At 63.5% G+C, this 6651-nt stretch carries 6 protein-coding genes and 1 tRNA gene; 1 reads left to right on the top strand and 6 read right to left on the bottom strand.

From position 1 onward, the window contains the following. Positions 1-135 precede the first annotated feature (135 nt). From LRQ04_RS17750 to LRQ04_RS17725, 6 genes are all read right to left on the bottom strand, one after another. Positions 136-438, bottom strand: a complete 303-nt coding sequence (locus LRQ04_RS17750; RefSeq protein ID WP_235521624.1) for a protealysin inhibitor emfourin — start codon at positions 436-438, stop codon at positions 136-138. Positions 439-517: 79 nt separating this feature from the next. After that, a complete protein-coding gene (locus tag LRQ04_RS17745) occupies positions 518-1561 on the bottom strand; it encodes a M4 family metallopeptidase (RefSeq protein ID WP_257369156.1) in 1044 nt (347 codons plus the stop codon). Positions 1562-1718: 157 nt separating this feature from the next. After that, positions 1719-1791, bottom strand: a tRNA-Arg gene (locus tag LRQ04_RS17740). A gap of 108 nt (positions 1792-1899) precedes the next feature. Next, positions 1900-3405, bottom strand: coding sequence for an FAD-dependent oxidoreductase (locus LRQ04_RS17735; RefSeq protein ID WP_235521623.1), 1506 nt, complete (start codon positions 3403-3405; stop codon positions 1900-1902). Continuing rightward, on the bottom strand, positions 3402-4274 hold the full coding sequence (locus LRQ04_RS17730; RefSeq protein ID WP_235521622.1) for an FAD:protein FMN transferase: 873 nt from the start codon (positions 4272-4274) through the stop codon (positions 3402-3404). Before LRQ04_RS17730 ends, LRQ04_RS17735 begins: the two co-directional genes overlap by 4 nt. A 5-nt stretch (positions 4275-4279) precedes the next feature. After that, entirely contained in the window at positions 4280-4756 is a 477-nt protein-coding gene (locus LRQ04_RS17725; RefSeq protein WP_235521621.1) for an FMN-binding protein, read from the bottom strand. Between the two features lie 245 nt (positions 4757-5001). Here LRQ04_RS17725 and argS point away from each other — a divergent pair, with 245 nt between their 5' ends. After that, on the top strand, positions 5002-6651 hold the full coding sequence (gene argS, locus LRQ04_RS17720; RefSeq protein ID WP_235521620.1) for an arginine--tRNA ligase: 1650 nt from the start codon (positions 5002-5004) through the stop codon (positions 6649-6651).

The following is a 6651-nucleotide window of genomic DNA, read 5'->3' as shown; positions in this document are numbered from 1 at the left end:
CGTTAGAGTGGGACACGAGGACCTCCTGGTATCTGTGTTTGCTCTCGACAAGCTCCACATAACACCCGGAGGTCCTCTTTACTTCGTCAATTCCAGCCCCGTGTCATCAACCTGCCGGGACAGTACATCTAGGCGTCAGCGCCGACTGCCCGATTTTCCCCGCAACTCCGAGCCCTCCGCCTTGGCGCACTCCACCAGTTCCTGCCACGGGCCCGTAATGGCCCGCTCGGGAAGTGTTGCGCGGCGTTGGCCGGCCCGGATTGAGTACATGAAGCGATCCGGTTCGTTCAGCGTACGGTCCATGCCCTGTGCCTCGTCCCATGGGCACGCCTCAACGATGGGAACCCACCGTTCCTTCTCCTCGGAAGAGATGGCTTCGACGATCCAGACGCGCGTCATCGCTGCGATTCCTCCACTGCGTTGGACGGTGATCTTCATGACCCGGCTGTTTCTCGTTCCACCCTCGGATGCCAGTCACCCGGCGGGTCCGAACACGGCCGTGGGTCCCGCCAACTGACTAAACCTTGACCTTCACAGTGTCCCACGCCTTCAGGACGGCGTCATGCTCCGCGGAGCCCGCACCGTACAGTTCTTCGGCCGTAGCAACCGTGGTCCTGGCGAACTTCCCAAAGGTGCAGGCCGCGGGCAAGGCCCCACTGGTCAGGGTGCCGTACCAGATCTGTCCCGGAGCCTCCCAGGCATTGCCGCCCAGGGTGGCGCTGACCAGGTAGAAGGCCCTGTTGGGGATACCCGAGTTGATGTGCACACCGCCGTTGTCGGCACTGGTCCTGACGTAGGTGTCCATGGAATCAGGCTGGGGGTCTTTGCCCAGGACGTCGTCGTCGTACGCCGTTCCGGGGGCTTTCATGGAGCGAAGGGCGGCGCCCTGGACCTGATCGGTGAAGAGTCCTTCGCCGATGAGCCAGCTCGCCTGCTCAACCGACTCCTGTTTCGCGTACTGCTCCACGAGGACTCCGAAGACGTCCGACATCGACTCATTGAGGGCCCCCGCTTGGTTGCGGTAGGCGAGATTGGCGGTGTATTGGGTCACACCGTGGGCCAGTTCGTGGCCGATGACGCTCACGGACTTGGTGAAGCGCTGGAAGATCTGGCCGTCTCCGTCGCCGAAGACCATTTGGCTTCCGTCCCAGAAGGCGTTGTCATACAGCTTGCCGTAATGAACGGACGCGTCGAGGGGGAGACCGGCGCCATCGATGGAGTCCCGGCCGAAGATCTCGCCGTACAGCCGGTGGGTGTTCCCCAAGCCGTCATAGGCCTCATCTGCTGCGGGATCCCCGACGGCGGGGGCGCCTTCTTTCCGGACGAGACGGCCCGGCAGCGTCTCCAGGCTCCCGGCATCGTAGATGGTCCGCTTCGGAGGGCCCGGCTTGGCCTGCCGCGCGCTGGGCGGTGCTGCTGGAAGGGGTGCCGTCCGAAGGGCCTGCAGGCCTTTGACGTGCAGCAAGGATTCCTTGGCCGCCCTGGCAACTGCCCGCAGGCGCGGTTCATTCTGGGCAGCAATCCTGCGGAGCATGTAAGGCGGGACGATTGAGCAAATCACGGCAAACCCCTTTGGCTACGGACGAGGACCCTTTGGGATCAGCCTAGGAGCAGGGGCGGACAAAATAGTGTTGGAGGCCCGGCAAGCCCCGAAGTGATAGCGGCTGACCGGGAGACAAAAATACCCCGCCAGCAAGGCTGGCGGGGTATTTTCATTGTGCCCTCGATAGGATTCGAACCTACGGCCTTCTGCTCCGGAGGCAGACGCTCTATCCCCTGAGCTACGAGGGCATCCAGGGATCCCTCCGTTGCCGGTGGGACGTCCTAGAGCTTAGCAGCCACTGAGCCGCAAAGGAAAACTGCAACACACTTCCTTCAGCAGGTTGTTCGGCAGGTTGCTCAGTACCCCGCGAAAGAGTCCACATGAACCCGTCGTGCACCTGCGCCTCGGGCTGCCGCCCGCAAGGAGTCCACGCTGGAGGGCGAACCGGAGACAAACACCTCACGTTCGGCAATATCCGGCACCAACTCCTTCAGGCGCCCTGCATCGATCCGCGACGTTCCGGCGTCGTGCATGAAGGCCGGGGGAGTGGAACCGTCCGCGAGCCGGGCAATGACTTTCGCCCCTGAGGCTTCCAACTCGTCTGTTCCGGCCAGCTCGGTGCGGCTTTTGGCGAGGTACAGCACCACCGTGTCCCGACTCCCGCGGGAGTCGGACGCCAGCTGCGACAGGAAAGGCGTGATGCCGATTCCTGCCGCTATCAGCAGGACTGGTTTGCCGGCGTCGTGCGGGAGCAGGAAATCACCGCCCACCGCGGTGGCCGAGACGGTATCCCCGGGGTGGAGCGCCAACAATGCCCTCTTGGCAGTGGACAGCGGCTCTGCCGTGCCGACTCCGAACGTCACCTCCGCCGCACCGGGCGGGTTGGTCATGCTGAAGACACGACGGCGGCCCTTCCCATCGGAGCCGGAATGCGGCAGGTTCAACTCCATGAACTGCCCGGCCGCGAACCTGACAGGACGCTGTGGTTCGAACCTGAACTCCGTGCTTCCAGGTGTCAAAGGCCGGGAGCCCTTGAAGACCAGCTCGACACCGCCCCGCTGGCCCAGGAAGAACGCAATCAGGTTGCCAAGCAGCAGCGCCAGTTCCGGAGAATTGGCGACGAATCCGAGGTTATAGGGGACAGCGAAGACAACACCCACGACGGCGGCAAGCGCCAACTGCTGCCAGCGCCGGGGAGGCAGGGTGAGCGGCTCGGAAAGCATGAAGCCGACAAAAAAGAGCAAAGGACGCTGGGCCAGGGGCTGCCACAGGGCCTGTCCGAACGTCATGCCCCGGTTCAGGAGTTCGGTGGTGATGATGCCGGTGGCGGTTACCATGAACACCGCTGCCATGAGCATCTTCCGGGTGCGGTAAAGGACAACCAGCACCCCGGGCACCAGCAGCCACAGCATCGCCGGTGTCGCAGCCCACCAGGTCGCAATGTTCAGGCCCGTCAGGCCAGTCAGGAAAGCCCCGGCCGCGGCCGGGTTGAAGATGTGCCGGCCACGGAACGCCAGCGCGTACTTGGAAACGCTCGCCAACACGCAGGCCAGTGCCACGCCGGCCATGTCAGCCGCCCCGAACGCCGGCCAGAACAGGAAGTAGAGCAGCAGCCCCGTAATGAGCGAAGACTCCGAGTGCGGCCTGACCCGGAACACCAGGGCCAGCAAGCGGCTCGACAAGTACGTCAAGCCAACGCAGAGCGCCAGGTGCACCAGCATCTCCGGGATACCGAACGTCAGCCAACCCAGCACGTCGAGAACCATGCTGTAGGCCACCAGGATGGCAAGGACCCAGAGAATCAGGCGGTACATCGTGAAGCGGCCCAGCCAGGTATCCAGACGGGACTTAACGGCAATCATGAAAACAGTCTCCCCTCAAATGCCGCGGAATACGTGGCACCACCAGCCGATGACACCTTGAGCCACGAGAACTCGAACTCATCCTCCAACGGCCCCGGATCCATCATGAACAATGCCGTGGCCAGCGCATCGGCCTCCAAGGCGCTCGCAGCCATGGTCCAGGTCGCAACAGTGGTTTCGATGGGCTGGCCGGTGGCGCCATCGAGTACATGGTGCAGCCCATCGCCCCAGGCTCGCCGGTTGGATGCCGAGGCACACAGCGCGGAGTTGGCCAGTTCCACGGTGCCAATGGCCTGCTTCGGGTTGTACGGGTGTTCCAACGCGACGACGACCGGATGCGTACCGGAATGCAGCATGTCGCCGCTGCCGTCCACCAGGAAATCGGTGTGTCCGGCAGCCCGCAGGACGTCGCCCAGAAGATCAACCAACTGGCCTTTCCCGGCGGCGCCGATATCCAGGACCACCGCTTTGGTAACCATCAGCTCCCTGCCTGTCCACTCAAGGGTGCCTTCCCACGGGGGTGGCGCCTCCGGGCTGCCCGGGCTGGCCAGGGCGTAGTTTGCGTCGTAGCCGAGATGCTCGAGGCTGCTGCCGATCAGTGGCGTCATCCTTCCACCGCTGAGCCGGTACAGGGCCGCATAGATCTTTTGCAGGGCAGGTGCGTGGTCCGGAAGGGTGATGCGGCCGGGGTCCCGTGACACGGTCGCCACCAATGAGTCCGGCCGGAACCGCGACCACGCCTTGTCGTACGCGGACACGGTGTCAAGCAGTTGGCCCCGGAGCCCAGCACCCAGGGTGTCCGGCGTCGAAATTTCCCACCGTGTACCGATCCCCTCGAAGTCGAACAGGCTCCAGCCAGGGTGCGGCATGGCTGCTACTTGGCCTGGGACTTGATCTGTTGCACGGCATCGTTGAAACCGCCGGACGTCAGCGAGGAGCCAGCCACTTTCGAGACGTTCAGCTCATCGATGTCCTTGCCGACAATCTGGGCTGCGATGCCACTGGCAAATTCGCCTTGGAACTTCTTGGTGTTCGGATTGGAGGGATGGGTTGTGATGTTGACCGCAGTGACCTTATCCGCAGCCAACGTCAGCTCTACGCCTACCGTTTCCTGGCCGTTGGGCGAGGTGTAGGTGCCGTCAGCGCTGTAGGTGCCGTCCTTGTAACCGGATGCCCCGTTGGCTGCGGATCCCTGGGACGAGGGAGCGGTGGTGGAGACCTGGCCACCGTTCTGGGCAGCGGGAGTCTCCACGGCCGGCGATTCGGCCTTGGGGGCGCAGGCCGCAGCCGTCCCGATGATGGAGAGGCCGGCAAATCCAACGTAGAGGCTCTTGCGGAGTGGCGTAGTCATGGTTCTGCTCGTTTCAACTGGGCGTTCGACGGGACCGGTTTGCATTAGGGGCAATGACTGCAAAGTCCTTGCCTGTCCGGGGTGGCCGCTCATGCCGTCCCCTTACGTGTTCATAACGTTGAAATGAGCCTAATGGTTCAGGCTGTGCCGGCCGCCAGCCAGGCCTGTGCAGGGGCTGTGTCAAAAGTATCCACATACGGCAGCCTCAATTCCGCGACTTTGCGGGCCCCCGGTAGGCTAGATCCGTGACTCCCGAAGAACTCTCTGCTGCCATATCCGCCTGCCTCAAGGACGCCGTCTCTGCCGGCGAAATCGCGTTGACGGAAACGTCCGTGCCAGACGCCGTGCGCGTGGAGCGACCCAAGAACCGGGACCACGGAGACTGGGCCACCAATATTGCCTTGCAGTTGTCCAAGCAAGCAGGCATGAATCCCCGCGAATTCGCCGGAATCCTCAGTAACCGGCTGCAGGCCATTCCCGGTGTCACGGGCGTGGATATCGCCGGTCCCGGCTTCCTGAACATCACAGTCGATGCTGCTGCAGCCGGCGCCTTGGCCAAGGCCATTGTCGAAGCCGGTTCCAGCTACGGTACAAACCAGGCCCTCGCTGGCCGCGTGGTCAACATGGAATTCGTTTCCGCCAACCCCACCGGTCCGCTGCACATCGGGCACACGCGCTGGGCTGCCCTGGGTGATTCGATTGCCCGCGTCCTGCGTGCTTCGGGCGCCGACGTCACCGCTGAGTACTACATCAACGACGCCGGTTCGCAGATGAACGTCTTCGCCAACTCCGTGCTGTCGCGGCTGCATGGACGGGGAGTCCCCGAAGGCGGGTACCCGGGCGAGTACATCCGGGAACTCGGCGACGAAGTCCTGAAGGCCCACCCGGATGTCCGCGAACTGACGGACGAGGCAGCGCTGCCGGTCATCCGTGCGGCAGCCTACGAGGCCCAGATGGCTGACATCAAGGCCACGCTGGCCGGATTTGGCGTGGAGTTTGATGTCTTCTTCTCCGAGAAGGAACTGCACGACGCCGGTGCGATCGAATCTGCCGTCGCCCGCCTCCGCGAGCAGGGCCACGTGTTCGACGACGGCGGTGCTGTCTGGTTGCGCACTACCGACTTCGGCGACGATAAAGACCGCGTCATGATCCGTGCAAACGGCGAACCGACCTACTTTGCAGCGGATGCCGCCTATTACTTGTCCAAGAAGGACCGCGGATTCACTGAGAAGATCTACCTCCTCGGCGCGGACCACCACGGCTACATCAACCGCCTGAAGGCCATTGCCGCGTGTGCCGGTGACGATCCCGAGGTCAACATTGAGGTCCTGATCGGTCAGCTGGTGTCGGTCAACGGTGCCAAGCTGTCCAAGCGCGCGGGCAACATCATCGAGCTCAAGGACCTCATTTCCTGGCTCGGCAAGGACGCTGTCCGTTACTCGTTGGCCCGCTTCCCCGCAGATTCCCCGCTGACCCTGGACCCGGAACTGTTGAAAAAGCACAGCAACGAGAACCCTGTGTTCTACGTGCAGTACGCGCATGCCCGTTCCCGCGGCACTGCACGGAACGCCGAAGAGGCCGGCGTGGACCGTTCAGTCTTCGATGCGTCGCTGCTGGATCACCCCACGGAAAACGAGTTGCTCTCCTATTTGGGCAGCTACCCGTCCATCGTTGCCAAAGCTGCCGAGCTGCGGGAACCCCACCGGGTGGCCCGCCACCTTGAGGTCATCGCCGGTGCCTACCACCGTTGGTACGACGCCTGCCGTGTCTCGCCCCAGGGTGAGGAACCCGTCCAGGACGTCAACCGCACCCGCCTGTGGCTGAACGACGCCACCAGCCAGGTGCTGGCCAACGGACTCGAACTGCTGGGCGTGTCAGCGCCGGAACGGATGTAG

This window comes from Paenarthrobacter sp. AR 02, assembly GCF_021538675.1.
Classification (GTDB): domain Bacteria; phylum Actinomycetota; class Actinomycetes; order Actinomycetales; family Micrococcaceae; genus Arthrobacter.
This window is presented reverse-complemented; position numbering and strand designations above follow the sequence as displayed.

Excerpts from the sequence above, each read along its gene's own strand:
- LRQ04_RS17750 (WP_235521624.1), bottom strand. The coding sequence starts at position 438 with ATGAAGATCACCGTCCAACGCAGTGGAGGAATCGCAGCGATGACGCGC.
- LRQ04_RS17735 (WP_235521623.1), bottom strand. The coding sequence starts at position 3,405 with ATGATTGCCGTTAAGTCCCGTCTGGATACCTGGCTGGGCCGCTTCACG.
- LRQ04_RS17730 (WP_235521622.1), bottom strand. The coding sequence starts at position 4,274 with ATGCCGCACCCTGGCTGGAGCCTGTTCGACTTCGAGGGGATCGGTACA.
- LRQ04_RS17725 (WP_235521621.1), bottom strand. The coding sequence starts at position 4,756 with ATGACTACGCCACTCCGCAAGAGCCTCTACGTTGGATTTGCCGGCCTC.